The following is a 23,493-nucleotide window of genomic DNA, read 5'->3' as shown; positions in this document are numbered from 1 at the left end:
CATGGCGTCGACCCATACCTGGCAGTGGAACACGGTCGCCGACGCGGCCGAACTGGAGGACGTGCCGCCCCGGCTGGCACCCCAACAGGCCCAGCCGTGGTGCAACTTCACACTGTGGCACCCCTCCGAACTGCCCGGCCGCTGCGACTCGGCGGTCGGCACCCTGCGCAAGGAGGCCCCGCCAGGCCGCACCGCGGCGAGCGCGGGCCGCACCCCGTGGTCCGATGCCAACCCGGCCGCGTACCGCACCGAGATCAGCGGCGGCGGGCGGCGGCTGCGGCTCAAGCAGTTCCTGTACGACTGGGCCTTCCCCGCCGCCGACCACCCCTGCCTCTGGGGCAGCGAGACCCGTGCCTTCCCGATCGGTGCGGGGCGCGTGGTCTGGCTGGGCACCGACTACCTCGGGCACCGCGCCGCCTCCGCGCGCATGAGCCGAACGACGGTCGAACTCTCCGTGCTGGAAGGTGAGTTCAGCGACGAGGAGCTGGTGGAGCTGTACCGTGCGCTGCGGCCGGCCGACGGGCAGGCCCCGGCGCGTATCGTGCGTACGCCGTTCAGTGAACTCTCGTACTGGGCCAGGCACACCACCGACATGATCTCGGTGCCGACCGGGCTGTACTTCTTCCACCGGCGCGATCGCCCGCACGAGGGGGACTGGGTGCCCACCGCGGAACTCCCCTCCTTTCTCGCGGCTCAGGGCCTCCCCGCCGAGCTGGGCGGCTTCGCATCGGACAGCGCCGCCGTCTTCACCGGCGGCGAGGGCGCGCGGGAACTCGAAGTGATCTACACGAATGCGGCGGGCGGCGGCGAGCTGCGGCTGGTCCTGCAGCGCTCGGGCGCCGGACGGATGCCGTACCCGCCGGAGCGCGAGAAGCACCCGGCCCGTACGCAGGAGACCCGGGTCCGGGGCCGGTCCGTGCATGTGGCCTTCGTGGATCCGGCGGTCGGCTCCTTCGACGCCGTCTGGCAGGACCAGGGGGTGGAGGGCAAGCTCCTGACCAGCTCCGGGCTGGGGATGGACAAGGAGTTCGTCCTCGGCTGCCTCGACACCCTGCTCGCCGGGACACCGCTGGCGGGTCGGGGGGTCGCACGGTGAGCTCCCCCGCCGCATCCCTGATCACCGCCTCGCCCGGCAGCCGCCGCGGGCGGCCGCTGTACGACCCGGCCACCGGGGAGTGCTTCGACGTCCTGCCCGACAGCACGGCGGACGAGTGCGCCCGGACGGTACGGCGCGCCGCCACAGCCCAGGTCGCCTGGAGCACGGCCGGACCCCGCCACCGCTCCGAGCGCCTGCACCGGCTGGCGGATCTCGTCCAGGAGCGACGGGAGGAATTCATCGAGCTGGAGCGGCGGGGCGCGGGCAAACCCGTCGGACGTGTGGGCGGGGAAGTGGACTTCGCCGTCCGCGCGTTCCGCTGGTTCGCCCATGCGGCGCTGCACCCCGCGGGCGAGGTGCACCCCGCCGGGCCGGGCCTGCGGGCCTATACGGACCGAGTTCCGCTGGGCGTGTGCGCCGCCATCTGCCCGGCCAACTACCCGCTGCTCATGGCCTCCTGGAAAGCCGCCGCCGCCCTGGCGTACGGCAACGCCGTGGTCGTCAAGCCCGCGCCCGAAACCCCCCTGTCCGTACGCCTGTTGGTGGAAACGGCCGAGGAAGTCCTGCCGCCCCATCTGCTCGGCGCCGCCTACGGCGGCAGCGGCGTGGGGCAGCTGCTGTGCGAACTGCCCGGCATCGCCGCGGTCTCCTTCACCGGCTCCACCGCCGCCGGGCGCGACGTGGCGCGGCGCTGCGCGGCCGGGGTCAAGCGGGTCTCGCTCGAACTCGGCGGCAAGAACCCGCTCGTGGTCTTCCCGGACGCAGATCTGGCCGCAGCCGCCGAGGCGGCCGTGGAGGCGTTCACCGGAAACTCCGGCCAGATGTGCGTCGCCGCCTCCCGGCTCGTCGTCCACGAGTCCGTGCACGCCGACTTCGTACGGGAGATCGCCGCCCGCGCGGGCTCACGGACCCTGGGCCCGACCGACGACCCGGGCACGCACCTCGGGCCGCTGATCACCCGGCAGGCCGTGGACCGGGTCGCCGCGGCCGTCGACGAGGCCGTGGCACAGGGCGCATCGGCGCACCTCCCGCCCGGCCGGAGCGCGCTGCGGCCGAGCCTTCCCGGTGCGTGCGGCCAGGGCTTCTACGTCAATCCGGTCGTCCTCGACCAGGTGGCCACGAGCGGCCGGGCGTGGCGCCAGGAGCTGTTCGGCCCGGTGCTCGCGGTACGGACGTTCCGCACCGAGGACGAGGCGCTGAGCCTGGCCCACGACACCGCCTACGGTCTGTCCGCCTCCGTATGGACCGCGGACAGCGGCCGTATCGAGCGGCTGGCCCGGCAACTGCTGGCCGGACTGCTCTGGTTCAACACCTGGGGCGACACGGACGAGACCATCAGCGTCGGGGGAATGGGCCACAGCGGCTACGGCCGCGAGCTGGGCGTGCACGCCGCCGACCAGTACACCCACTCCCGCGCCGTCTGGATCGCCCATGCCGAGCAGCCGCACCTGCCGGAGGCGGGCCGGTGAACGACCAGCCGCCGTGCCTCGACTTCCGCAGCGACACCCGCACGCGTCCCGACGCGGCGATGCGGGCCGCCATGGCCGAGGCCGAGGTGGGAGACGACGCGTACGGGGACGACCCGACCGTCCTGGCGCTGGAGGCGGAGGGCGCCCGGCTCACCGGCAAACAGGCGGCGCTGTTCCTGCCGAGCAGCACCATGGCCAACCTCGTCGCGGTCCTGGCCGCCGCACCCGCCGCACCCGGCGCGCACACCCGCCTCGTCACCGGCGAGGACACCCACATCGCCCGCTTCGAGAGCGCGGCCATGCGCCTTTTCGGCGGTGTACGGCTCGTCGGGGTGGCGCAGCGCGACGACGGAAGCCCCGAGCCGGCCGCGTTCACCCGGGCACTCGACGACGGCCGCGGGCAGCCGCTGATCGTCTCCCTGGAGAACACCTGCATGCTCCAGACGGGCAACGCCCTGGATGCGGCAACGACCTGGAGCCTGGCCGCGCTCGCCCGGCGGTACGGGGCCCATGTCCACCTCGACGGTGCACGCCTCGCCAATGCGGCGGTTGCCCGGCAGGTATCCGTACAGACTCTGGCGGCCGCCCCGGACAGCGTCACCTTCTGCCTGGCCAAAGGCCTGGGCGCGCCGGTCGGCTCGCTGTTGTGCGGGGGCGCCGCCTTCGTGGACCGCTCCCGTGAGCTGCGCCTTCAGCTCGGGGGCACCATGCACCAGGCCGGCGTTGTGGCGGCCGCGGGTCTCGTGGCCCTGCGACGGGTGCCCCGGCTGGCCGACGACCATTCACTGGCTGCCGCGCTGGCGGCCGGACTTGCTTCGGTTCGGGGTGCGGACGTGGCCGTGCCGCCCCGGCGGACGAACATCGTGACGGTCCGGCTGGCCGGGCTCGACGCCGCGGAGTTGCAGCGGCGGCTGGCGTCACACGGGGTACTGGTGCTGCCCCTCGACCACGGCCGGGTGCGCTTCGTCGTGCACCGCGAGCACGAGGCCGCGGCGGTGCCGGACGTGGTCCGCGCGCTGGCCGGCGCGCGGACCGCCTCCGCGAGCGTTGTTCAGCCCGCTTCGAGCTCCCGCTGAAGCGCCTGCTCCAGCGGGCTCAGCGGAATGTCCGGGCGCAGCCGCTCCGGGTGGCGCGCGGGCGGGCCCTTGAGATCGGGGGCCGGCTCGGGCGGCAGCGGAGGGTACGGGTGCCCCGGCTCGCCGCCCGTGTGCTGCATGCCCAGAGCCACCAGACCGCGGCACAGCGCGGTGAGCAGGCGGCGGATGAAGGAGGCTTTCACGGCTGACATCACTCCCTCGTCGCGGACCGGGCCGGTTCCCGTCACTGTCCGGCCCGCCGCTCGGCACAGCTTCGAGACGGGGTCGAGCCCGGCTCGAACACACCGCCACACACTTCTGAGCACCCGCCGGGCCCGGCGCCGGGGCGGGAGGAGGGACGACGATGACCCGTGACCAGAGCAGGAAGTGGCCGCAGGGGCGCAGGGTTTCGGCCGCGCACACCCGGGCGGGCCTGGGGATCGACGGCTTCGACGAAGCCGTCGTGCATCCCGAGGACGAGCACTTCGGAGCCTTCGCCGAGCTGTCCGTCCCGGGTGGCGACGAGGGCGCCACGGTCGAAGACATCGAGGATCTGCTGGCCGATCTGCAGCTGGAAGGCGCCGGGCTGGCCGGGTGCGACCCCGAGCCCGCCGTGCGGCGGGCCCGCCGGCTCGGCGACGAGATCGCCTTTCTGGGGCTGACCCGGCTGGTCGCCGAACTGACCGGCGACACCGCACCGCCGACCGCTTCCGCACTATTCGCCCTGGAGGCCGACGAGGACGCCCGCCTGGCGTCCTGCGCACGACAGCGAGCCGAGGCCGGGGAGCTCGTGGAGGCCACCTGGCAGTGGCTGTCAGCTCGCCGTCGCGCCGCCGACGGACAGCCCTGGTGGTCCACCGGCCGGCTCCGCCCGCTGCCGCCCGGCACACTGCGCCGGCTGGCCGAAGTGTCCGAGCCCGTACCGGACTTGGCTCCCATTGCCGAATCCTGGGCGCGTACGGCGGGACTGCGGGACGGTGCAGCTGAGCACAACTGGCGCTGGCTGATGCACGGTGAGCCGTTGTGCCGATCCGCCGCACCGGCGGGGCACGGGCTGCCCCGGCTGAACGAACTGCTCGCCGGCCTCGTCGCTGAGGCCCGCGGTCACGGGCTGCTGCCGCCCACCCACAAGGTCAAGCTGATCCGCAGGCCCGGCACCGTGCCGCGGGCCACCCCCGTACGTATGCCGGGCTTCTCGCTGCTGTCCGCGCCCACGCGCGTCACCCCCGCCACCGTGCGGCAACTGCAGCGGCACATCGCCGCCCTGACCGAACACGCGCTGCGCCCCAAGCACGCGCCTCTGGCCGAACGGTGGACCCTCGACCCCGTGCGCTCCGCGGGCTGGGCCCTGCTGCTCGTGCACCGGGTCCACTCGCCCGAGCTGCTCGTCAGGCTCGGCTTGGAGGAGCACACCGCGGTGTCCGCGGCCCGGTTCCTTGCCGAGCACGAGCGCTTCTGCCGTGGGCTGTCGGCGGTCGACCTGGCTCTGGACGCGGCCATCGGCGAATGCCGCAGCGTGGGCGGCGCGCTCGACGCGGCGGCAGCGGTCGCCGAGCGTACGGGGCTGCGGATGGCGCCCGAGCTGCTGCTGCTTCGCCAGCCCCGCATCCTGAACCGGCGCTCCCACCTGGCGGCCGGACCCTGGCACGGAGCCGTACGCGACGCTCTCACCGACCGTTTCGGGAACGGCTGGGCCCAGCAGGAAGAGGCATGGGCGCTGCTGCTGAACACCCTGACGAGCACCGATACGGCCGCCGCGTTTCTGGGAGCCCTGGCGGCACCGGGTCGTACGGGCCGTGGCGGGCGGCGTCCGGGCTTCCTCGTGCCGGTGGGGGCTGCCGCATGAACGGCGCGCGGGGCAGAGTTCCGGCCGCCCGCGTGGTCGTCAGGAGCCACGGGGGCGGCCGGGTGGCGCGCGGCGCCGGGAAGGGGGGACGCTCCCCGGTGCCACGCGCCTGGCGCTCCGTCAGGAACGCCGGTCACGGGCGGCATTCCGGCCGCAACTCGCCGGATCCAGCGACGAGATCCTCCGGGATCAGCTTTCCCGCACCGGCTGGAGCACGGCTGGAGGCAGCCGAGGCATCGGACGGGTCCAGTTGTCTTCGAGGCGGCTCCCAGGCGGGGCGGTCACGCTGCAGGCCAGCAGGCCCGGGCCGCGGCGTTCCGGTCCGCATTCCGGGCCGAGGCGACGGGAGTTGGCGCCGTGACGGGTGTGGTGACCTACGCAAGCGCGGGAGAGGCCGATCGGCACACCGCTGTCCCTGGCGTGGCGGTGAGGCCGCGATGACCGCGACGGTCACCGGCGCCCTGCAGACGCAGGAGGTCGCCGACGGGGTCTTCGCTTACGTACAGCCGCCCGGCGGCTGGTGCCTGAACAACGCGGGCCTCGTCGTCGGCGACGACGGCCAGAGCGTGCTCATCGACACCGTGGCGACCGAGCGCCGCGCCCGGCGGCTGCGCGAGGCGGTGCTGCGCCGCGTGCCCACGCCGCCGCGCACCCTGGTCAACACCCACTTCCACGGCGATCACGTCTTCGGCAACTTCGTCTTCCCCGAAGCCCTGATCGTCGCCCACGAAGGCACCCGCAGCGACATGGCGGAACACGGACTGCACCTGGCCGGACTGTGGCCGGACGTGTGCTGGGGCGACCTCGAACTGGCGCTGCCCCAGGTGACCTACCGCGATGCGCTGACCCTGCACATCGGCGGCGTACGCGTCGAGCTGCTGCACATCGGCCCGGCCGCGCACACCACCAACGACACGGTCGTCTGGCTGCCCGAACAGCGGGTGCTGTTCACCGGAGACGTGCTGATGGCGGGGGTCACGCCGTTCTGCGTCATGGGGTCGGTCTCCGGGTCGCTCGACGCCCTGGACCGGCTGCGCGCCCTCGGCGCGGTGGTGGTGGTGCCGGGACACGGACCGGTCGGCGGTCCCGACCTGTTCGACGCCAACGAGGCGTACTTCCGCTGGATCCAGCGGCTGGCCGAGCGGGGAACCGCGGCCGGTCTGACCCCGCTGCAGCTCGCCCGTGAGACCGACCTGGGACCGTATGCCGAACTGATCGACCCGGAGCGCCTGGTGCCCAACCTGGCCCGCGCCTACGCCGAGGTGCAGGGCGCGGCCCCCGGCTCCCCGCTGGACGTGGGCGCCCTGTTCGGAGAGATGATCGACTACCACGGCCGGCTGCCCGACTGTCACGCCTGACTGCCGTCCTGACCGGCACCCCGAGCACCACAGCCCGGGGTGCCGGTGCGCGACCGCTTACGGGAAATCGTCGCGGGTGACCGTGCGCGTGCGCACATGCAATTCGTCGCCGCTGCGCACCAGCACATCGGTGCAGACACACACCCGGTGCACCCGGCAGCCGCCGCCGATCCTGGAGGCGTACACGATCGTGTAGGCGCGTACGTCCAGCACCCCGTCCGGGCGCTCGGTCAGATCGAGCATGCCGATGAAGTGGCGGTGCCGCTCGCCCGCCTCGGCGAGTGCGTCGGCGCTGCGTTGCGCGGCAGTGACCAGACCGGGGCGGCCGTGCACCGGCTTGGGCAGCGTCGGTACATCGAAGCGGGCGTCCTCGGTGAAGGTGGCCGCCCACTGCTCGGCCTCGCCGGCGTCCAGCAACTGCATCTGGTGTGCGTAGAACTGCTGCACCTGCGCATAGAGGGCTGCGAACGCGTCGGTGGGCCGCAGGGCCTCGGCCTCGCTCCGCACAGTCATGGCGTCTCCGTTCCGTCGGTTGGCGCCACTGTCCAGGACACCGATCGAGCCGCCTTCGAAGATTCCTCAAGCACCCCGGCCGACCGTGAGGGCCCAGTCGTCGGGAGCAGGAGGTCTGAGCCCATGCCGTCGTTCACCTATCCAGAACTGCCGCTGGACGGGCTGCTGCGCCGGGCCGCCATCCGCCACCCCGGCAAAGCCGCCCTGGTCACCGAGTCGGGCACCGTCGACCACGCCGAACTCGACGACCGTGCCGACCGCATCGCCCGCTACCTGGAGCACACGGTCGGCCGGCGCGAGGCGGCGGTCGGTGTGGCCAACGTCCTCGACCCCGCCTTCCCCGCCGCCTTCTACGGCGCCGTGCGCGGCGGCAGCGTCGCCGTGCTCGTCAACCCCCTGATCAGACAGGCGGCGTTGCACCACGTCTTCGCCGCGGCGGGCATCGAGGTGGCCTTCGTACCGACGGCGACAGCCGAACTCCTCGTGAAACTGCGGGAGTCACTGCCGAAGCTGCGCACGATCGTCGTCACCGACGCCGAGGACGGTGTGGTCCCGGCCGACGCGGTGCCGCTGCAGGCAGCCCTCGACGCGGTGCCCGAAGGTACGGGCGGGCACCGTGGGCGCGCCGCGGCCCCCGGCGCCATCGCCTGCGTCCAGTTCACCACCGGCACCACCGGCCGGCCCAAAGGAGTGCGCCTGACCCACCGCAACCTGGTGGCGAACGCCGCGCAGACCGTCCACGCCCACGCCCTGGGCCCACAGTCCGTGACCCTCAACCATCTGCCGCTCTATCACGTGATGCACCTCAACTCGGCGCTGTACGCGGGCGCCACGCAGATCCTGTGCCGCGATCCCGACCCGGTGGCCTCGCTGGCGCTGGCCTCCCGGACGGGCGCCACCCACTACTACGGGCTGCCCGCACGGCTGCACCGGCTGGCCGCCGACCCGCGGCTTGAGGGCCGCCCGGAAGGCGTGCCCGCCGGACCACGGCTGACCGCAGTGCTCTCCGGCGGCAACGCGCTCGCCGACGCCACCGCCCGTCGGCTGCGCGATCTGCTCGGCGTCCCCGTCATCCAGGGCTACGGCATGGCCGAACTCTCCCCGCTGTCCCACAGCCAGCGGCCCGGAGACGGATCGCGCAGGGGCTGCGTCGGGCCTGCCGTGCCCGGCACCGAGTGCCGCATCGTGGACCTCGGGACGGGGGAACGCGTCGGCGTGTACGCGACCGGCGAGGTGCAGGTGCGCGGTCCGCAGCTGATGGCCGGATACCTCGACGAGCACGAGCCCTCCAGGACGGACGCGGACGGCTGGTTCGCCACCGGCGACGTCGGCCATCTCGACGAGGACGGTGCGCTGTTCCTGGTGGATCGGCTCGGCGACGTGTTCAAGTACGACAACGAACTCGTCTCGCCGACCGCCGTCGAGCGGATCCTCGCCGAGGACCCGCGCGTGGCCGACTGCGTCGTCTCCGGCTGGCCCGACCCCGTGCACGGCGCCGTCGTCTGGGCGGGCATCGTGCTGCACCAGGACGCCGGACAGCGCTGGTGCTCCGTGCTCGACATCCTGGACTCGATCACCGAGAAGGCCAACGCCCAGCTGGCGTCCTTCGAGCAGATCCGCCGCGTCGAGACGCTCGACGCCGTCCCGCGCACTCCCGTCGGCAAGCCCCGGCGTCTGGAGCTGAGACAGCAGCTGCGCGCCCGGGCCGCCGCCGAAAGCGCCGCCTGAGCAGGCCCGGTGCATGAGCCTCGTACGCCCACCCATCGCGCACCACCGACCCGCAGGAGGCAGGACATGGCGACCTTTGTCAACAAGCTGACCGTGCACGGCGACCACGAGACCTTCCTGGCCGTCAGGAACCGGCTTACGGCCTACATGGCGGCCCAGCCCGGCTATGTCGGCCACCAGCACCTGCGCCGGCTCGGCGAAGGGCATGTCTACCTGGAGATCGCGACCTGGCACGACGCCGCGGCCCACCGCACGGCCTTCGCCACCCAAGGCTTCCAGCAGCTGCTCGCCGAGCTCAGGCCGCTCGTCAGCGCCGAGCCCGGCATGTACGAGCCGGTGGACGCGCAGGACCAGGCCGGTCCGGAGGCAGCCGGTGTCCGGTGACCGTCAGGTCCTGGTCGTCGGCGCCGGTCCCGTCGGCCTGAGCGCGGCCCACGAACTCGCCCGTCGCGGCCTGCGCGTGCGCCTCGTCGACGCCGCCGCGGGCCCGGCCCGCACCAGCCGGGCCGTTGCCGTCCACCCTCGCACCCTGGAGACCTTCGACCAGATGGGCACGGTCGGCCCGATCCTCGAACAGGGACGCCGCAACGAGGCGTTCACCATGTACGCCAAGGGCCGCCGCCTGGTCAGGCTCGACGCCGACTACGCGTCGATGCCCACCCGGTACCCGTACACCGTCATCATCGAGCAGACCCGCACGGAGGCCGTGCTGCGCGCGGCCGTCGCCCGGCTCGGCGTCGAGGTCGAGTGGGGGGTGCGTCTGGCGTCCTTCGAGCAGGACGAGACGTCGGTACGAGCCGTTCTGCGGCGGTCCGACGGCGCCGAGGAGCTGTGCCAGGTGCCCTGGCTCATCGGCTGCGACGGCGGGCACAGCACCGTACGCAAAGGCCTCGGGCTGCCCCTGATCGGGGAGAGCCGCGACACCTGGATGCTCGCCGACGCACCGGTCACCACGGATCTGCCGCCCGACAGCATCTACTGGGTGCACACCGGCACCGGGGCCATGATGATGGTGCCCTACGCGAGCGAAGGGCGCTGGCGCCTGCTGGAGACGGCACCCGGCCGACACGGTGAGCGGGACGTGGCCGAGCACTTCTCCGCCCGCCTCAGTCGCGGCCTGGGCCATGAGGTGCGGGTCGGCGAACCCGTATGGACGTCGGTCTTCACCTTCCAGCAGCGCATGGTCCCGCGCATGCACGAACGGCGTGTCTTCGTCGCCGGTGACGCCGCACACGTGCACAGCCCCGCCTCCGGCCAGGGAATGAACACCGGAATCCAGGAGGCGTACAACCTCGCCTGGAAGCTCGCCATGGTCCAACAGGGCCATGCCGGGCGCGAGTTGCTGGACACCTACAGCCAGGAGCGGGTTCCCGTCGGGCGCCAGCTGCTCGGCTCCACCCGCACGGCCACGTTCCTCGTCCAGTTCAAGAACATCCTCGCCTCGTTGGCGCTGCCCGCCGTCTTCGCCGTCGTGCGCAGGGTCCCGGCGCTGCGCCGCGCCATCCAGCGCCAGGTGCTCGGCTCCATGTCGGGGCTGCGCCTGAACTATGCCCGCGGCCCCCTGAGCCTCCAGCCCTCCGGCGGGTCGGCGCCACTTCCGCACTGCCGCCCCGGACACCGCGTCGCCTTCGCCACCGCCGGGAATCCGCAGACCGCGGGAGGGCGCGCCCTGTGCGAGGAACTGCGCGACGTGCGCTGGACCCTGCTGGCCGCAGCCGACGGCCGCGGCCGGGCCGGTGAACCCGCACGGGCCGCCGCCGACGCGGCCGCCCGGCACGGCGCCTGGCTGTCGGTGCGCACCGTGGGCGGGTACGGCTGGGCAGGCCCGGCCCCGCTGCCCGATCCGGACGGAGCCCTGTGCGCCGCGCTGGGCCTGGTGCCCGGCGGCTGGGCGCTCATCAGGCCCGACGGCTATCTCGCCGCGCACGGCGCCCTGTTGAGCGGTCGGACCCTCGACGAAGCGCTCACCGCGCTGCGGCTGGACCGCTCCCCGCGGGTGCCGTTGTCGCCCGCCGGTGGCCCTCCACCGGTGCTTGAGCCGTCCTCGTCCGTTCTTCGACCCGGTCGAGACAAGGTCAATGGCAAGGTAAAAACCGTGGCCTTCGCGGACAGAGATACCCGATGACGAGCCGACTGCAACCGGGATGCGCACAGGCCGCGAAGCCGGCCGGGCGCCGCCCCGCGCACCGGCCGGGACGAGCCGGACGTCCCCGGCGGGCTCGCTGACGCCCGCCCCCGCTCCGGCGAACTCATCCGACGCGAGAGGGGTGTTGCACATGTCGGACACGCGCGTGCACCGTACGAGCCACCGGGTCGAGGTGGCCGCTCCGGCCGGAGTGCTGTACGGGCTGATCGCCGACACCGTACGGTGGCCGCTGTTCTTCCCGCCCAGCATCCATGTCGAGCAGCTCGAATTCGACGGAACCCACGAGCGCCTGCGCATCTGGGCCACGGCCAACGGCCGGGTCACGTCATGGGCCTCGGTCCGGTCGCTCGACCCCGAGCTGCGCCGGGTGGACTTCCGTCAGCAGGTACCCGCCTCGTCCGTCGAGTCCATGGGCGGCACCTGGATCGTCGAGGCGCGCGGAGGCGATCGCTCGCAGCTGACCCTGCTGCACGACTTCGTCGTCCCCGGGGACGCGGCAGACCAAGTGGCCTGGGTGCAGCGGGCGACCGACACCAACAGCCGTGCTCAGCTGGACAGCCTCAAGGACATGGCCGAGAAGTGGACGCGCCTGGACGACCTGGTGCTCCTCTTCGAGGACTCCGTACGGGTCAAGGGCCCCGCCGAGCTGGTCTACGACTTCCTCTACCGGGCCGGCGACTGGCCGGAACTCGCCCCGCACGTCCGCCGCGTCGAGCTGACCGAACAGGCGCCGGGTGTGCAGGTGATGTCCATGGACGCGTCGGGCGCCGACGGTGCGATCCACACCACCGAATCGGTGCGGATCTGCTTCCCGCACGCCGGGCGCATCGTCTACAAGCAGACGGCGCCCCCCGCCCTGATGGCGGCCCACACCGGGGAGTGGTCGGTCGAACCCGACGCGACGGGTGTGACGGTCACCGCGCAGCACCAAGTCGTCCTGAACGAGGCGGACATCGAGCGGGTGCTCGGCGAGGGCGCCGGGCCGGCCGCGGCCCGCCGCCGGGTGCGCGAGGACCTCGGCCGCGCCGGCACCCTCATGCTGGCGCTGGCCAAGCAGCATGCGGAGAGTGCGGTCCGGGTCCTGTGACCAGAGCCGCCTGTTTCGGCACGCCCGCCGGCCGGCAGCCCGGTGCTGCCGGCCCCCCGGCCGCCGCTCCCGAGCGGGCCGCGCGCCTGGAAGCACTTCTTGGCGACCCGCTCGACCCCGCCAACCCGCACGGCCACACCGCACTGCTGGGGGCGGACGAACGGCGGGAGGTGCCCGAAGCCACCGAGCAGCTGCTGGCCGATGCCCACCTCGCCGCCGAGTTCGTGCCCCAGGACCTCGGCGGCAGGCTGGCCAGAGCGGACGACCTGGCCCGCATCCTGCGCCCGGTCTTCCGACGCGATGCCGCCCTCGGCTTCGGTTTCGGCATCACCTCGCTGTTCGCGGCCTCCGCCGTGTGGGCCGAGGGCGACGCCCGCCAGCGCGCGGACACCGCACGGCTGCTGCTTGACGGCGGCCGCGCCTCGATCCTGCACCGGGAACTCGCGCACGCGAACGCCATCCTGCGCGACGAGTTCACCGCACGTCCCGCCCCCGGCGGCGGCTTCACGCTCGGCGGCCGCAAGGATGTCGTCATCAACGCCGACCGGGCCGACGCCTTCGTCATGTACGCCCGCACCGCGCCCACCACCGGCCCGGGCAGCCATTCCGTACTGCTGCTCGATCCGGAACGGCTTCCGCGCGGCGGTTTGCGGCGCCTCGCGCGCGTCGACACCGCAGGAATGCGCAGCAGCCGCTTCTCCGGAATCGCGTTCACCGACTGTCCCGTGCCGCCGGACACCCTCGTCGGCGGGCTGGGCGAGGGTGTCCTGCTCGCACTGCGCACCTTCCAGGTCAACCGCTGCCTGATCCCCGGCGTGGTGATCGCAGGAGTGGACAGCGTCCTGCGGCACGCCGTGCGGGCCGCCACCGAGCACCGCCCGAACGGTCTGCCCGCCCGTCGCTGGCACCGGGTGCTCGCGGGGGTGTTCGCGGACCTGCTGGCCTGCGACAGCATGGCCGTCACCGGGCTGCGCGCCCTGAGCCTGCTGCCCGACAGTGCCCATCTGCTCGCGGCGGCCGTCAAGTACACGATGCCCGACCTGCTCCGCGAGGACCTGGAGGAACTGGCCACCGCGCTCGGTGCACGCGGCTACGATCGCGGACCGCGGTACGGCGGATTCCAGAAACTGGTGCGGGACCTGCCGGTGGCCGGTCTCGGACATGCGGGCACGGCCGCCTGCCAGGCGGTCCTCGTGCCCCAACTGCGCACTCTGGCCCGAACCTCCTGGTTCCACTCGCCCGAGCCGCCCGCCGCACTGTTCCGGCCCGAGGCCCCGGTGCCACCGTTCGACTACCGCAGGCTGACGGTCTCCGGAACCGAGGACCGGATCACAGCGGCGCTGGTCTCCGTCGCCGAACGTCTCGGCCCGCTGCGCTCGGCCGGACCGGTCTGGGCGGCACTGGCGGATCTTGCCGAATCGTTCGTCCAGGAGGTGCGAGCACTGCGCGAGGAGTGCGCAGCGCTGCCCGGCCGCGGCCGGGCGCTGTTCGCCGACCCGAAGGCGTGCGTCCTGGCCGACCGTTACGCACTCCTGCTCGCCGCCGCGTCCTGCCTGGGCGTACGGCAGGGCCAGGACGGCACCGGCTCCTTCCTCGACGACCCCTCCTGGACGGTGCTCGCCCTGAGCCGGATCGGCCGCAGGCTGGGCGTGCCGGTGCCCGAACTGCCCGACCAGGTCACCGGCACCGTCATCGCCGAGGTGCTGGAGCGCTACCGGGACGGCCGCAGTTTCGACCTGTACGCCACGCAGCTCGCCGGATGACCCTGCCCGGGCAATCCGCGACCAGGCAGGGGACTTTGGGGACGAGGGGAGGACGACCATGGACGAGCCGACGATCGCCGCGCCGGTCCATGTGCCGCGGCCCGAAGGGCCGTGGCACGCCGTGCACCGGAACCTGACGGACACCGGCAGCGCGGTGGTGTACACGACGTGGGGGGAATGGCTGCCCGCCGTGCTCACCACACCGGGGCTGCGCCGGCTGCTCGGCCACGACTGGACCCGCTACCGCCGTACGACCGATGCCACGGTGCGCTACCGGTTCGCGGCCGCCCGCCTGCTGATCAAGTACGCGGCGGGCGCGGCGCTGCGCACGCCGCCCGCATCCCTCGACCTGGCCTACCGGCTCGGCGGCCGCCCATATCTGCGCGGCTTCGACCAGATCGAGGTGAGCCTGACACACACCGGCGAGCTCATCGTGGTCGCGCTGAGCCGGATCGGCCGCATCGGCGTGGACGCGGAACCGGCCGGCCGCCCGCTGCGGCTGGACCTGCTGAGGTCCCAGATGTGCACCCCCGCCGAGGCGGCCGAGCTCGACTCCTTCCCGCAGGACGAACAGAGCGCGCAGGCACTGCGGTTGTGGACCTTGAAGGAGGCCTACACCAAGGCGCTGGGCCAGGGCATGCGGCTGGGGTTCACCGAATTCGGTTTCGGTCTGCGCGGCGGCCGGCTGCGCGCCCCCGACGGAAGCGCGGGCTCCCGCGGCGAATGGGGCTTTGCCACACATCTGGCGCTCGGCCGCTATCTGATCAGCATCGCCTGCCACGACGCCGGCCTCGACCCGGCGGGCGACACCTCGGTGCGCACCATGCTGGACGAGGGATTCCTGGCGGCGATGACGCAGCGCACCACGGAGGGCGACACGGGCCCGTCGGGGGTATGACCCCGCGTCAGCGGCGTATCAGCCCCGCGGCAGCGGCGCGGGGCATCCTCAGCCCGGGAGCACCGTATCCGTCGGCCGAGGAACCAGGAGACGTCCCATGACGAAGGAGCACCATGGCGACGGCCCGCTACTGCCCGACGGCACTTCGGAGAGCATCGTGCGGTCGGTCGGCGCTCCCGACGGGCCGGACTCGGTGCCCCTGACCCCGCAGCAGCACAGCCTGCTGCGGGACGCGATGGCCCACCCGGGCAGCGGCCGCTACGTCGAGCAGCTGGTCTGGCGCTGGCACGGCCCGCTGGACACCGGCCGGTTCACCAGTGCCTGGCAGGCCGTTTTCGACCGCGAGAGCGTGCTGCGCGCGGCATTCGACGTGGGTGGCGAGCCCCGTATCGTCCTGTACGAGAACGCCAGGGCCGAGGTCGTCCGGCACGCCGCGGGCACCGTCGCCTGGGACGAGCTCCTCGAACGGGACCGGCTGCGCGGCTTCGACCTCGGCCGCCCGGGCCTGCTGCGGATCACGCTCGTCGACGAGCCCCCGGCCCCAGCGGGCCAGGGCCCCGCCGCCACCCGGATCCTGCTCACCCACCACCACGTCCTGCTGGACGGCTGGAGCGTCGTCGTCCTGCTGCAGGAGTTCTACCGGGCCTACCTGGCCGGGGGTGAGCTGCCCGGCGGCGAGCGGCGCCCCGACATCCGTGACTACACCCGCTGGCTGGCGGCTCAGGACACGGGTCCGGCCCGGGAGTTCTGGTCCCGGGCCCTGACCGGCACCGCGCCGGCGCTCACCCCGGTCACGCCCGGTCCTGCCACCGGCCACAGCGGCCGAGGCCGCGCCACGGCCAGGCTCGGCGCCGCCGAGGCAGAACGGCTGCGCACCTGGGCGGCAGGCCACGCCGCCACCGAGGCCGGAGCTCTGCAAGCCGTCTGGGCGATCCTCCTGTACCGGGCCGGTGGCGCCCAGGGCCCGGCGCCGGTGGGCTTCGGCGTCGCCGTGTCCGGCCGCGGCATCCCCCTGGACGTCGCCGAACGGCTTCCCGGACTGCTCATGAACGTGCTGCCGATGACCATCCAGGTCGACCCGGCGCAGGGCCTGCCGCTGCTGCTGGCCCAACTGCGCGACCTGACACTGGACATGGCCGCGTACGAATGGGTGTCGCTGGAGCAGATCCACGCATGGAGCGGCCGTCCGGCCGCCGAGCAACTCCTCGACAGCGTCCTCGTCTTCGCGCACTATCCGCGGATGGCCGACGGCCTCGAGACGGCTCTCGCCGCCCAGGACATCCGCGTCTCGCCGCCCGGCGCCGTCGGCGCGCCCGCCGCGTACCCCGTCGTCCTGCTCGCCCGCCGCGACGCGGACGGCGGCCTCGCCCTCACCGCCGTGCACGACCGCGGCAAGATCGCCGACGCCGAAGCCGGACAACTCCTCGGACAGTGCACGCGGTTGCTGCGGCAACTGCCCCACACTGCCGACGACACGACCGTCGGCGACGTTCTTCAACTGCTCGCGGAACCGGACCCGCCGCCCGTCGCGGACTGAGCCCCCGGCAGCCCGGCGCTCAAGCCGCTCTCGAGCAGATCTTGACACCCTGGTCCGATCGAACCGGAGGAGTGGTCCGAGCGATCCCCAGGAGGAGCTCATGCACGACGACAAGCAAGAGCGCGAACGCCCCGCACGCGACCTGGTGTCCCTGGCTCCGGCGCCCCGGCTCGCCGGCGTCGACGAGGACGAACCGCCCGAGCCGCACATCGTCCGAGGCATCGACTGAACGCCCCGCCGGTACACCGCGATTCGAGCGCGCCCCGGCACACTGCCCGGCAGCCGAATCACGAGGGGGAAGACGCCATGCCGCGCTCAGGAGCACGTACGGACATCCCGGCGATGCCGCACCGGGCCGAGGAATTTCTGGCCGCGCCGCACGTCGGCACGCTGACCACCCAGCGGCCCGACGGATCCCTCCATGCCGCGCCCGTACGGTTCACCTGGGACGCCGGGACCGGGCTCGCCCGGGTTCTCACGGTCGCCTCCTCGCGCAAGGCAAGGAATCTGATCGCCGCCCCGGGCAGCCGGGTCGCGCTGTGCCAGGTGGACGGCTTCAGCTGGGTCACGCTCGAAGGCACCGCAACCGTCAGTGAGGACGGCCGCCGCGTGGCCGAAGGCGTGCGGCGCTACGCCCGGCGCTACTGGTCCGCGCCGCCCAGCCCGGCCGACCGCGTGGTCATCGAGATCGCGGTCGACCGGGTGCTGAGCCTCAATCTGTGAGGCCGTCGGCTCACGCACGCGGTGCGGGTGGGTTCCCGGTGGCCCAGATCAGGCGGAACGACAGCAGGCTCAGCCGCCAGCCCTCGCTCGTACGGCGGGCTTCGCCGGTCACGAACGTGCCGGTGGCGAACAGCGGCGGCAGCTCGCCGCCCGGCAGCGCCTGGTCCGGCAGATGGACATGGGTCGAGATGAGGTTGGCCCGCAGCCGGGCCCGCTCACCGTCGAGTTCGACGACGGCCGGCGAGCCCAGATGCTGCGTCCGCTCGAAGGCCGCAAGCGCGCCGCGGTGATAGGCCGCCAGCCCGTCGATCCCTTCGTGCCGGCTCATCGGGAATTCGACAACCGCATCGTCGGTGAACAGCCTTTTCGCCCAGTCGGCGTCGAGTTTCTCGTCGTCGAGGCCGACCAGATAACGGTCCAGAAGTGAGCCTATTTCGGCGGTGGATCGGGTTGAGGTCATGCCTGAGCATGACCGCAGTTCTTCTCGCGGACCAAGCCTTCCTGTACGAGATCTGACATTCACGGCAGAAATCTGTACCGGCTTGTAAAAGGCCTGTACCGGCGGCTATTTACGGCCCGCTGAGCCCCTCGCAATACTCGAGAAACACCAGTTGGAAGAGGGCAGATGGACACCTTTGACGCGGACGTGATCATTGTAGGGGCCGGCCCCACCGGACTCATGCTCGCGGGCGAGCTGGGTCTCAAGGGAGTGTCGGTCACAGTCGTCGAGCGGCTCGCCGAACCGATCAAGGAATCGCGGGCTCTCGGTTTCTCGGCGCGCACGATCGAAGAATTCAATCAGCGGGGCCTGTTGTCCCGTCTCGGCGACGTCGACGTTATTCCGGCCGGTCACTTCGGTGGCGTTCCTCTCGACTACCGTGTGGTCGGCGGAGGTTCGTACGGAGCCCGCGGAATACCCCAGTCGCGCACCGAGGCCATGCTGGGCGCCTGGGCCGCCGAACAGGGCGTGACGGTACGCCGGTCGCTGGAGGTCGTCGGCCTCGACACGGACGACGACGGTGTGAGTGTGCAGCTCAGCGGGCCCGCGGGCACCAGCGCGCTGCGCGCCCGTTACGTGGTGGGCTGCGACGGCGCGCGCAGCACCGTCCGCCGACTGGCCGGAATCGACTTTCCCGGCACCGACCCCGCCGTCGAGCTGCGCTTCGCCGATGTCGCGGGCGTCCGGCTGCGGCCGCGCTTCAGCGGCGAACGGGTGCCCGGCGGAATGGTCATGGTGCTGCCGATCGGCCCGGACCGCAGCCGGATCATCTATTTCGACCGGGACGAACCGCTGCGCACCAGTTCCGAGCCGATCACCTTCGAGGAGGTGGCCGCCGCCTTCGAGCGGCTGTCGGGCGAGGACATCAGCGGCGCCACGCCGCTGTGGGTCAGCTCCACCACCGATGTCAGCCGTCAGGCCGCCGAGTACCGGCGCGAACGTGTGTTCCTGGCCGGCGACGCGGCGCACATCCATCTGCCCATCGGGGCCCAGGGGATGAGCGCGGGGGTGCAGGACGCGGTCAACCTCGGCTGGAAGCTGGCCCTGGACATCCAGGGCAAGGCGCCGGACGGTCTGCTCGACACGTACCACAGCGAGCGCCACCCGGTCGGTGCCCGCATCCTGACCAACACCCTTGCGCAGCGCATCCTCTACCTCAGCGGGGACGAGATGACGCCGCTGCTCGGCGTCCTCGCCGAGCTGACGCAGCACGAGTCGGTCCAGCGCCACCTCGTCGGCATGGTCACCGGCCTCGACATCCGCCATGACGTCGGCCCCGGCGACCATCCCCTCCTCGGCCGGCGCCTTCCGGACAAGGAAGTGGTCATCGGCGGCAGGAAGACGAGCAGTTCGGAGCTTCTGCACCCCGGCCGCGGCGTGCTGCTCGACCTGAAGGGCGACCCGCAGCTGCGCGAGATCGCCGCCGGCTGGGCCGGCCGGGTCGACTCGGTCACCGCCGACGACCCCGACTGCGACGCCCCCATGGACGGAATTCTCGTGCGCCCCGACGGCTACGTCGCCTGGGCCTCGCCCTCCGGCTCACGCACCGACGGCCTGGCCGACGCGCTCGGCCGCTGGTTCGGCCTGCCCGACTGAGCCGGGAACGACGGCTCTTACACCCGCCACCCTCAAGGAAGCGAAGGAAGAAATGCCCATCATCTCCACCGAGGACCAGCACCTGACCGTCCTCAACCTGTTCACGACCGACGCCCCCGAGAAGCAGGACAAGCTCCTGGCGGAGATGCGGAAGATCGTCGACGCCGCGACGTACGAGGGCTGGATCTCCAGCACCGTGCACGCCGGTCAGGACAAGCCGGGCACCGCGAACTTCATCCAGTGGCGCAGCGGGGAGGACCTTCAGGCGCGGTACGCCGGCGAGGAGTTCAAGCACCGCACACTCCCGGTCTTCGGCGAGATCACGACATCGATCCGCCTGCTGCAGAACGAGATCGCGTTCACCCAGCGCCACCCGTCCGTCGGCGACACGATCGAGGTCTCGCCCACTCGCGACGACCTCACCGTGATCGAGGTCTTCGGGGTCGCGGAGAGCGACCAGGGCGACCTGGTCGACGCCCTGGGCCCGTCCCAGGACTGGCTGCTCGACGTCCCGGGCTACCGCTCCCACAGCGTCCTGCGCGGCCTGGCCGCCCGGGGCCTGGAGGGCTCCTTCGTCGTCGTCTACTCCCAGTGGGCCGACAAGGACTCCTACGACGCCTTCCGCGCCACAGCGCACAGCGAGCAGTCCCCGGCCCGGCAGAAGTCGCAGGCTCGCGTCGAGTCCCTGGCGACCAGCAGCGACTGGAACACCTACCGCGTCGTCCACACGCGCTCGGCCGGCCAGTGACAGACCCGAGGCAATAGGTACGGCACGCCCGAAGCGACAGGACGCCCGGCTCCTTCGGCGAGCCGGGCGTCCTGATGTGCCCGGCCGGTGCCGCCGAGAGAGATCAGGCCATGTGGACTCTGGCGGAATTCTGGCTTCCCCCGTGCCGGGCACGATCGCGAGGCCTCACCGTCGGCCCTGCGAGCTCAAACCGCGACCGCCAAGGAGCGAACACGTATGAACAGCACGCTGATCGTCGCCCGGATGGCACCCGGTTCCAGTGCTGAGGTGGCCAGGCTGTTTGCCGACTTCGACGCGACGGACATGCCCCGGCTCATGGGAACACGCCGCCGCCAGCTGTTCTCCTACCGGGGCCTGTACTTCCACCTGCAGGACTTCGACGAGGACAACGGCGGCGAGCTGATCGAACAGGCCAAGAGCGACCCGCGCTTCGTCGGGATCAGCGATGACCTGAAGCCGTTCATCGAGGCCTACGACCCGGCCACCTGGCGCTCGCCGTCCGACGCCATGGCCACCCGCTTCTACTCCTGGAAGGGATCGGCGTGAGCGGCCGCAGAGTAGTCATCACCGGTCTGGAGGTCATCGCCCCGGGCGGGGTGGGGGCCAAGAGCTTCTGGGACCTGCTGAGCGACGGACGCACCGCGACCCGCGGGATCACCTTCTTCGACCCCGCGCCGTTCCGCTCCCGGGTGGCCGCCGAGATCGACTTCTGCCCCTATGGTCACGGGCTGAGCCCGCAGGAGGTCCGGCGCATGGACCGGGCCGCGCAGTTCGCCGTGGTCGCCTCGCGCGGCGCGGTCGACGACAGCGGACTCGACCTGGGCGGCCTCGACCCGTACCGCATCGGCGTCACCGTGGGCAGCGCCGTGGGCGCGACGATGGGGCTCGACGAGGAGTACCGGGTCGTCAGCGACGGCGGCAGGCTGGACCTGGTGGACCACCGGTACGCGGCCCCGCACCTGTACAACCATCTGGTTCCCAGCTCGTTCGCGGCCGAGGTCGCCTGGGCCGTCGGCGCACAGGGGCCGAGCACCGTGGTCTCCACCGGCTGCACTTCCGGCATCGACGCGGTCGGCTACGGCGTCGAACTGCTGCGGGAAGGCTCCGTCGACATCATGATCGCCGGCGCCTCCGACGCCCCGATATCGCCGATCACCATGGCCTGCTTCGACGCCATCAAGGCCACCACCCCGCGCTACGACGACCCGCAGCGCGCCTCACGTCCCTTCGACGGCACCCGCAACGGGTTCGTGCTCGGCGAGGGCAGCGCCTTCTTCGTCCTGGAGGAGCTGGAGAGCGCGCGGAAGCGGGGCGCCCACATCTACGCGGAGATCGCCGGCTACGCCACCCGCAGCAACGCGTACCACATGACCGGACTGCGGCCGGACGGCGCGGAGATGGCGGAGGCGATCCGGGTCGCGCTGGACGAGGCACGGATGAACGGCGACGCGATCGACTACATCAACGCGCACGGCTCCGGCACCAAGCAGAACGACCGGCACGAGACGGCGGCGTTCAAGAAGAGCCTCGGCGACCACGCCTACCGCACCCCCGTCAGCTCCATCAAGTCCATGGTCGGGCACTCGCTCGGCGCCATCGGCTCCATCGAGATCGCCGCCTCCGCGCTGGCGATGGAGTACGACGTGGTGCCGCCGACGGCCAATCTGCACACCCCCGACCCGGAGTGCGACCTCGACTACGTACCCCTCACGGCGCGCGACCAGCTCGTCGACGCGGTCCTCACCGTCGGCAGCGGCTTCGGGGGATTCCAGAGCGCCATGGTTCTGGCCAGTCACGAAAGGAGCCTCATATGACCTCGTCGGTAGTGGTCACCGGCCTGGGCATCGCCTCTCCCAACGGGCTGGGCGCTCAGGACTACTGGGCGGCGACCCTGAGCGGCAAGAGCGGCATCGGCCGCATCACCCGCTTCGACCCGTCCGGCTATCCGTCCCGGCTGGCCGGGGAGATCCCCGGATTCGAGGCGGAGCAGTATCTGCCCAGCCGTCTCATCCCGCAGACCGACCGCATGACACGGATCGCGCTGGTGGCCGCCGACTGGGCACTGGCCGACGCCGGGGTACGTCCCGAAGACCTCCCCGAGTTCGACATGGGCGTCGTCACGGCGAGCGCGTCGGGCGGTTTCGCGTTCGGCCAGGGCGAACTGCAGAAGCTTTGGAGCCAGGGCAGCCAGTTCGTCTCCGCGTACCAGTCCTTCGCCTGGTTCTACGCCGTCAACAGCGGCCAGATATCCATCCGCAACGGCATCAAGGGCCCCAGCGGCGTCGTCGTCAGCGACCAGGCCGGCGGCCTCGACGCGGTGGCCCAGGCCCGCCGGCAGATCCGCAAGGGGACCAGCCTGGTCGTGTCCGGCGCCGTCGACGCGTCGCTCTGCCCCTGGGGCTGGGTGGCCCAGCTCGCGGGCGGCAAGCTCAGCACCAGCGACGAACCGACAAGGGCGTACCTGCCCTTCGACCGCGACGCGCGCGGATATGTGCCGGGCGAGGGAGGCGCGATCCTCATCCTCGAGGACGCCGAGTCCGCAGGCGCCCGGGGCACTCGCGTCTACGGCGAGATCTCCGGCTACGGGGCGACCATCGACCCCAAACCGAGCATGGGACGGCCCAGCGAACAAGACGGTCCCGGACGCGAGCCGGGCCTGCGCAAGGCCATCGAGATCGCCCTCGCCGACGCGGGAATCGCCCCCGGCGACGTGGACGTGGTCTTCGCCGACGGGGCGGGCGTCCCCGCCCTCGACCGTATCGAGGCCGAGGCGATCACCGCCGTCTTCGGGGTCCGTGGGGTCCCGGTCACGGCGCCCAAGACGATGACCGGACGCCTGTACTCGGGCGCCGCGCCGCTGGACCTGGCGACCGCCTTCCTCGCCATGGAGGAAGGCGTCATCCCGCCCACCGTGCACATCGACCCCTGCCCCGAGTACGTCCTGGACCTGGTCCTGAACCAGCCGCGCACCGCCGAGGTGCGGACCGCGCTGGTGCTGGCCCGGGGTCACGGCGGATTCAACTCCGCCATGGTCGTGCGCGCCCCCGGCAAGGCCGCGTAACAAGCCTGAGGAAACCGCCTCGTACCAACGAGGCACACCCACCACATGCCTTATCGATGAAGGGATTCACATGGCCACCAAGCTTTTCACCATCGAAGACCTCAAGCGCATCCTGCTCCAGGCCGCGGGCGCGGAGGAGGGCGTCGACCTGGACGGCGACATCCTGGACACGCCCTTCGCCGTCCTCGGTTACGAGTCGCTCGCGCTCCTGGAGACCGGGGGCTTCATCGAGCGGGAGTACGAAATCTCGCTCGACGACGACGATGTCGCCGACGCCGAGACCCCGCGCGCCCTCATCGAAGCCGTCAACGCGCAGCTGGCGCCCGTCCAGGCAGCCTGAGGGGAGGCC

At 72.3% G+C, this 23,493-nt stretch carries 23 protein-coding genes; 20 read left to right on the top strand and 3 right to left on the bottom strand.

All coding sequences use genetic code 11. The features are described 5' to 3' along the window. Nucleotide 1: 1 nt before the first annotated feature. Genes OG905_RS04055 through OG905_RS04045 form a run of 3 tightly spaced genes read left to right on the top strand, consistent with a single transcriptional unit; the run spans nt 2 to nt 3,641 of the window. Nucleotides 2-1,096, top strand: coding sequence for a hypothetical protein (locus OG905_RS04055; RefSeq protein ID WP_328666212.1), 1,095 nt, complete (start codon nt 2-4; stop codon nt 1,094-1,096). Further along, on the top strand, nt 1,093-2,565 hold the full coding sequence (locus OG905_RS04050; protein ID WP_328666211.1) for an aldehyde dehydrogenase family protein: 1,473 nt from the start codon (nt 1,093-1,095) through the stop codon (nt 2,563-2,565). Before OG905_RS04055 ends, OG905_RS04050 begins: the two co-directional genes overlap by 4 nt. Then, complete coding sequence (locus tag OG905_RS04045; protein ID WP_328666210.1) at nt 2,562-3,641, top strand: GntG family PLP-dependent aldolase; 1,080 nt, start codon at nt 2,562-2,564, stop codon at nt 3,639-3,641. Before OG905_RS04050 ends, OG905_RS04045 begins: the two co-directional genes overlap by 4 nt. Here OG905_RS04045 and OG905_RS04040 read toward each other — a convergent pair. Then, on the bottom strand, nt 3,617-3,853 hold the full coding sequence (locus OG905_RS04040; protein ID WP_328666209.1) for a DUF6059 family protein: 237 nt from the start codon (nt 3,851-3,853) through the stop codon (nt 3,617-3,619). The two genes, OG905_RS04045 and OG905_RS04040, sit on opposite strands and share 25 nt — an antisense overlap. A 152-nt stretch (nt 3,854-4,005) precedes the next feature. Between OG905_RS04040 and OG905_RS04035 the strand changes: the two genes are divergently transcribed. Both OG905_RS04035 and OG905_RS04030 read left to right on the top strand, forming a co-directional pair. Further along, a complete protein-coding gene (locus OG905_RS04035; protein WP_328666208.1) occupies nt 4,006-5,487 on the top strand; it encodes a hypothetical protein in 1,482 nt (493 codons plus the stop codon). A 437-nt stretch (nt 5,488-5,924) separates the two neighbouring features. Further along, the gene (locus tag OG905_RS04030; protein WP_328666207.1) at nt 5,925-6,845 is read left to right on the top strand and encodes an MBL fold metallo-hydrolase; all 921 of its coding nucleotides are present in this window, start codon (nt 5,925-5,927) and stop codon (nt 6,843-6,845) included. A 57-nt stretch (nt 6,846-6,902) separates the two neighbouring features. Here OG905_RS04030 and OG905_RS04025 read toward each other — a convergent pair whose 3' ends face one another. Next, a complete protein-coding gene (locus tag OG905_RS04025) occupies nt 6,903-7,358 on the bottom strand; it encodes a nuclear transport factor 2 family protein (RefSeq protein WP_328666206.1) in 456 nt (151 codons plus the stop codon). A gap of 123 nt (nt 7,359-7,481) precedes the next feature. Here OG905_RS04025 and OG905_RS04020 point away from each other — a divergent pair, with 123 nt between their 5' ends. The 9 genes from OG905_RS04020 (at nt 7,482) to OG905_RS03980 (ending at nt 17,240) form a co-directional block, all read left to right on the top strand. Further along, on the top strand, nt 7,482-9,086 hold the full coding sequence (locus OG905_RS04020) for a class I adenylate-forming enzyme family protein (protein WP_328666205.1): 1,605 nt from the start codon (nt 7,482-7,484) through the stop codon (nt 9,084-9,086). 66 nt (nt 9,087-9,152) lie between these two features. Further along, nucleotides 9,153-9,470 (top strand): antibiotic biosynthesis monooxygenase family protein, encoded by a 318-nt coding sequence (locus OG905_RS04015; protein WP_328666204.1) that lies wholly within the window; start codon nt 9,153-9,155, stop codon nt 9,468-9,470. Continuing rightward, entirely contained in the window at nt 9,460-11,211 is a 1,752-nt protein-coding gene (locus OG905_RS04010) for an FAD-dependent oxidoreductase (RefSeq protein ID WP_328666203.1), read from the top strand. The genes OG905_RS04015 and OG905_RS04010 overlap by 11 nt, the downstream gene beginning before the upstream one ends. A 151-nt stretch (nt 11,212-11,362) precedes the next feature. After that, nucleotides 11,363-12,319 carry an aromatase/cyclase gene (locus tag OG905_RS04005; protein ID WP_328666202.1) on the top strand — a complete coding sequence of 319 codons (957 nt, stop codon included), beginning with the start codon at nt 11,363-11,365 and terminating at the stop codon, nt 12,317-12,319. Continuing rightward, nucleotides 12,316-14,082, top strand: coding sequence for an acyl-CoA dehydrogenase (locus tag OG905_RS04000; protein WP_328666201.1), 1,767 nt, complete (start codon nt 12,316-12,318; stop codon nt 14,080-14,082). The genes OG905_RS04005 and OG905_RS04000 overlap by 4 nt, the downstream gene beginning before the upstream one ends. Before the next feature lie 58 nt (nt 14,083-14,140). Next, on the top strand, nt 14,141-14,980 hold the full coding sequence (locus tag OG905_RS03995) for a 4'-phosphopantetheinyl transferase family protein (RefSeq protein ID WP_328666200.1): 840 nt from the start codon (nt 14,141-14,143) through the stop codon (nt 14,978-14,980). A gap of 97 nt (nt 14,981-15,077) precedes the next feature. Further along, on the top strand, nt 15,078-16,517 hold the full coding sequence (locus OG905_RS03990; protein WP_328666199.1) for a condensation domain-containing protein: 1,440 nt from the start codon (nt 15,078-15,080) through the stop codon (nt 16,515-16,517). A 100-nt stretch (nt 16,518-16,617) separates the two neighbouring features. Then, nucleotides 16,618-16,746, top strand: coding sequence for a hypothetical protein (locus tag OG905_RS03985; protein ID WP_324986592.1), 129 nt, complete (start codon nt 16,618-16,620; stop codon nt 16,744-16,746). 77 nt (nt 16,747-16,823) lie between these two features. Continuing rightward, a complete protein-coding gene (locus OG905_RS03980; RefSeq protein WP_443043890.1) occupies nt 16,824-17,240 on the top strand; it encodes a pyridoxamine 5'-phosphate oxidase family protein in 417 nt (138 codons plus the stop codon). Nucleotides 17,241-17,250: 10 nt separating this feature from the next. On the opposite strand, the gene OG905_RS03975 is transcribed toward OG905_RS03980, so the two are convergent. Next, nucleotides 17,251-17,700: a nuclear transport factor 2 family protein gene (locus tag OG905_RS03975; RefSeq protein ID WP_328666198.1), complete on the bottom strand. Its 450-nt coding sequence runs from the start codon at nt 17,698-17,700 to the stop codon at nt 17,251-17,253. A gap of 165 nt (nt 17,701-17,865) precedes the next feature. Here OG905_RS03975 and OG905_RS03970 point away from each other — a divergent pair, with 165 nt between their 5' ends. The 6 genes from OG905_RS03970 (at nt 17,866) to OG905_RS03945 (ending at nt 23,484) form a co-directional block, all read left to right on the top strand. After that, nucleotides 17,866-19,335 (top strand): FAD-dependent monooxygenase, encoded by a 1,470-nt coding sequence (locus OG905_RS03970; protein WP_328666197.1) that lies wholly within the window; start codon nt 17,866-17,868, stop codon nt 19,333-19,335. A 52-nt stretch (nt 19,336-19,387) separates the two neighbouring features. Continuing rightward, nucleotides 19,388-20,083 (top strand): antibiotic biosynthesis monooxygenase, encoded by a 696-nt coding sequence (locus OG905_RS03965; RefSeq protein WP_328666196.1) that lies wholly within the window; start codon nt 19,388-19,390, stop codon nt 20,081-20,083. A gap of 216 nt (nt 20,084-20,299) precedes the next feature. Then, a complete protein-coding gene (locus OG905_RS03960) occupies nt 20,300-20,629 on the top strand; it encodes a TcmI family type II polyketide cyclase (protein WP_328666195.1) in 330 nt (109 codons plus the stop codon). Next, on the top strand, nt 20,626-21,897 hold the full coding sequence (locus tag OG905_RS03955; protein WP_328666194.1) for a beta-ketoacyl-[acyl-carrier-protein] synthase family protein: 1,272 nt from the start codon (nt 20,626-20,628) through the stop codon (nt 21,895-21,897). Before OG905_RS03960 ends, OG905_RS03955 begins: the two co-directional genes overlap by 4 nt. Continuing rightward, entirely contained in the window at nt 21,894-23,144 is a 1,251-nt protein-coding gene (locus tag OG905_RS03950) for a ketosynthase chain-length factor (protein WP_328666193.1), read from the top strand. Before OG905_RS03955 ends, OG905_RS03950 begins: the two co-directional genes overlap by 4 nt. A 70-nt stretch (nt 23,145-23,214) precedes the next feature. After that, complete coding sequence (locus OG905_RS03945) at nt 23,215-23,484, top strand: acyl carrier protein (protein ID WP_324986611.1); 270 nt, start codon at nt 23,215-23,217, stop codon at nt 23,482-23,484. Nucleotides 23,485-23,493: the final 9 nt, after the last annotated feature.

Origin of the sequence: Streptomyces sp. NBC_00322, assembly GCF_036147535.1 — a bacterium.
Classification (GTDB): domain Bacteria; phylum Actinomycetota; class Actinomycetes; order Streptomycetales; family Streptomycetaceae; genus Streptomyces.
The sequence above is the reverse complement of the archived record's forward strand: the minus strand, read 5'-3'. Positions and strand labels throughout refer to the sequence as shown.